Source organism: Photorhabdus namnaonensis (assembly GCF_001684335.1).
Lineage (GTDB): Bacteria > Pseudomonadota > Gammaproteobacteria > Enterobacterales > Enterobacteriaceae > Photorhabdus > Photorhabdus namnaonensis.
In genome coordinates, this window is record NZ_LOIC01000099.1 from 99,794 (window position 1) to 100,003 (window position 210).

A 210-nucleotide genomic window follows, 5' to 3' on the forward strand; every position below is an offset into this window, starting at 1 on the left:
TTGGGGGGGACATGGCCCCAAAAAGCGGTTAAAATACATAAACTATCCCGATGAGCGCTGATGATGTTAAGAGCCACCAAAGTCCGCATTTACCCGACACCCGAACAGGCTGATTATCTCAATGCTCAGTTCGGTGCGGTTCGTTTCGCGTACAACAAGGCGCTCCACATCAAGAAGCACGCTTATCAACGCCACGGGGTGAACCTCAGC

General features: G+C 51.9%; 1 protein-coding gene. It reads left to right on the forward strand.

Translation table 11 applies throughout. The features are described 5' to 3' along the window. Nucleotides 1–63: 63 nt before the first annotated feature. Nucleotides 64–210, forward strand: a 147-nt coding sequence (locus Phpb_RS24255; RefSeq protein WP_165603333.1) for a helix-turn-helix domain-containing protein, incomplete at its 3' end; no start/stop codon positions are given.